The sequence below is a fragment of the Buchnera aphidicola (Protaphis terricola) genome (genome assembly GCF_964059145.1).
Classification (GTDB): Bacteria; Pseudomonadota; Gammaproteobacteria; order Enterobacterales; family Enterobacteriaceae; genus Buchnera; species Buchnera aphidicola_BP.
On the sequence record NZ_OZ060407.1, the window covers coordinates 1 to 3,243 of the forward strand.

Annotated in this window: 2 protein-coding genes; both read right to left on the minus strand. The window is 25.4% G+C overall.

The annotated features are described in order from the left end of the window. Positions 1-937: 937 nt before the first annotated feature. Positions 938-1,525 (minus strand): glutamine amidotransferase-related protein, encoded by a 588-nt coding sequence (locus tag AB4W67_RS03035; RefSeq protein WP_367682826.1) that lies wholly within the window; start codon positions 1,523-1,525, stop codon positions 938-940. 19 nt (positions 1,526-1,544) lie between these two features. Beyond that, positions 1,545-3,092, minus strand: coding sequence for an anthranilate synthase component 1 (locus AB4W67_RS03040; RefSeq protein WP_367682827.1), 1,548 nt, complete (start codon positions 3,090-3,092; stop codon positions 1,545-1,547). Positions 3,093-3,243 lie beyond the last annotated feature (151 nt).

Sequence of the window (3,243 nt, forward strand, 5' to 3'; positions counted from 1 at the left end):
TGTTTGTCATTTTTTTAAACACGTCCTATTTAATAATGTGCTTTTTTTATAGCATTAATCACTGCCTTAGCTTTGTTTAAACTCTCTTTGACTTCATCTTCAGGCACTGAATTAAAAACAACACCTGTACCTGCTTGAATTGTTTACAGTTATGAAATTGATAAAATTAAATAATAACGAATTTATTATGGCAAATCAATAAATTCATTATCCTTAGTTATAGTATATTTAATAGCTAATTATAGTATATTTAATAATTAAGTATATATTTAAAATATATTAAACCATTAACAATATTTTTACATTAAATATATTAAGATATCAATAACATTAGTGAAATAAAAGATATAATAATAATAATAAATATATATATACATATATTGTTTTTTATTTTAAATAATATTTCTATTTTAACTCTTTAATTTAAAGAGTATTATAATGCGATAATTTTTATATCTTTTAAAGTTTTTAAAAAGAGATATACATAACTTATCCCCAAAGTTATAAACATGGGAATAAAACACTTAAAAAATTTTTTTTGAAACAATAAAATCATATAAAACATACACTTATAGATGTTAAAAAAAAAAGTTTTATCTTTTTTTTTGGTTTTTTTAATAAACTTATACACAGGGGGTTGTGGATAACTTTATTTTTAAATGAATTCTTTAAGCAGATCGTTTTGTTGAATATGATTGTTTGATATAAGCACATTAATGTTTAAATGCTATTATGAATTTTAAAACAGTGAAACATTTGTTTAATGTGTGACGTTTGTTTCACTGAATGTAAATAGATGAAACGTCTATTATCACTGTTCTGTATTGAGATGCATGGTATTTAAACAAATTGATTATTATTACGATTTATGGTGGAATTGAATTGGTGGAATCGTGAATAAACAAAGCGAAGTGAAAAATGTACAAACAGATGTTTTTCATCTGTATTTCATTGCTCCCCAATAAATAATGTTTTGTAAAAGTGCAGTTCCATCAGTGGTTAAAATCGATTCTGGGTGAAATTGAAACCCACACACATGATCTATATTGTTTCGAACCGACATGACCATATTATTAAAATAGGAATTAATAATAAAATTTTTAGGAATTTTATTACATATTAACGAATGATACCTTGCCACTGGTAACGGCTGAGAAAGCCCTGAAAACATCTCTAAACCATCATGGTTGATAAAAGATGCTCGACCATGGAATACCTCACCTGCGTATCCAATCGATCCACCATAAGCTTCTATGATGGCTTGATGGCCTAAACAAATACCAACAATAGGTATAGATCCCTTAACTTCATTGATTAAATGTAACATACATCCTGCATTTTCAGGAGTACTAGGACCAGGCGATAGCATTAGGATAGGTTGAAACATTTGTTTTATCACGCTCAATATCACATTTATGTTCACAGTGTTTCTGTAAATTATGACATTATTATTCGTTTTTCTCAGTTGATCAACAAGATTATAAGTAAAAGAATCAATATTGTCTAAAAGTAAAATGTTTGTCATTTTTTTAAACACGTCCTATTTAATAATGTGCTTTTTTTATAGCATTAATCACTGCCTTAGCTTTGTTTAAACTCTCTTTGACTTCATCTTCAGGCACTGAATTAAAAACAACACCTGCACCTGCTTGAATTGTTGCAATTTTATTTTCTACATATGCCGAACGTATAGTAATACAAGTATCTAATGTTCCTAAATCTGTAAAATAACCTATTGCACCTCCATAACTACCTCTTTTTTCACCTTCATATTGGGCTATTAACTGCATAGCTCGAATTTTTGGTGCACCTGTTAATGTTCCCATATTCATACATGCAGCGTACGCATGTAGTGCATCTAGATTTTTTTTTAGTTTACCTATTACTCTAGATACTAAATGCATAACATGTGAGTATTTATCTACTTTTACCAAATCAGATACATATCTTGATCCCGGTTCACAAATTCGAGCAAGATCATTTCTTGCAAGATCTACAAGCATTAAATGTTCTGAAAGTTCTTTATGATTTGTTCGCATTTCTAATTCAATTCGACTATCTAAATCTAAATCTAGATTACCATTTTGATCTATCCCTCGAGGTCTAGTTCCAGCAATGGGATAAAGTTCAATTTGTCTTGTTTTTTCATCATATTTTAATGAACTTTCTGGAGAGGCTCCAAATAATATAAAATTTTTATCTTGCATAAAAAACATATATGGACTAGGATTGCTTTTTTTTAAATATTGATAGGCAGACAATGAATTAGGACAAGATAGAAAAAATTTACGAGAGGGTACTACTTGAAAAATCTCACCTTTTTGAATTAATTTTTTTAAATTTTTTATAATAATTGAATATTCATAATCGTTTATATTTGAAGTTAAATTAATATTTTTTACCTTAATTTTTTTAATTGGTTTAAAATTTTCATTTAATTTATTTTTAATTTCTTTAATCCTATTTTGAATTCTATTTATTTCATGAAAATTATGAGAGAAAATACTACTTTGAATTAAAGATGTTTTTTTTTGATGATCTAATACAAGAATACTTTCAGCTAAATAAAAACAAAAATTTGAACATTTTTGATCGCCTTTAAGAAAAGGTAAGTTTTCAAAAACTGATATTAAATCGTATGAAAATAAACCACCAAAAAACATTGCTTTAGATATATTTTTTGTATTTTTAAATATTTTTATTATAATTCTAAAAGCATCAAAAACTGATAATGAAAAAAGTTTATTATCTTCATCTAAGTTTTTTGGAATTTTAGGAAAATTTAAATAAACAGTCTGGTTTTTTTCTTTTATTTTGATATCTTTAGAAATATTTTTTTTTAAAATTATTAAAAGTTCATTTCCATTGATAGACATTGGTTTTAATTTTACTGAATTACCTTGAGATGTAAATCGAATTGCACTATCAATAATCATAATACTTTCTAAATTATTTTTTTTGTTTATTTCTGCTGTTTCTAATAATAATGTTGCCGGTTTTGATGTACAAAGATGATTAAATAATATTGTAGGATCAGAATAATAACGTGCTTCTTCTTGAATTATATTAATTTCATATTGAGGGGTGATCATGAGTTTAATCCCTTTTTAATAAGGATTGATAAAATTAAATAATAACGAATTTATTATGGCAAATCAATAAATTCATTATCCTTAGTTATAGTATATTTAATAGCTAATTATAGTATATTTAATAATTAAGTATATATTTAAAATATATTAA